Raw genomic sequence first — 280 nt, forward strand, 5'->3', positions numbered from 1 at the left:
ACCAGGAATCCCTTGAATACCCTGCGGACCTTCTGGACCGGTTGGCCCAATTGGCCCTTGAATCCCTTGTATTCCTTGCAAGCCCTGTGCTCCCGTGCTTCCAGTCGGACCTGTACTTCCCGTCGCTCCTGTTACCCCCGTACTTCCTGTAGCCCCAGTATTTCCCGTTGCTCCTGTTGCTCCTGTACTTCCACTCGGTCCACCGCCCGGACCTGTCGCACCAGTTGGCCCCGTCGGACCAGGAGGTCCTCCTGACGGACCAGTGATCCCTGTCGGACCT

At 60.4% G+C, this 280-nt stretch carries 1 pseudogene; it reads right to left on the minus strand.

Features of this window, described 5'->3' with window-relative positions:
* Positions 1 to 280 (minus strand): annotated as a pseudogene (locus MR083_RS27175) (collagen-like protein); the annotation flags it as partial.

It is taken from the genome of Bacillus cereus group sp. BfR-BA-01408, from assembly GCF_022663305.1.
In the GTDB taxonomy this organism is placed as follows: Bacteria; Bacillota; Bacilli; order Bacillales; family Bacillaceae_G; genus Bacillus_A; species Bacillus_A pacificus.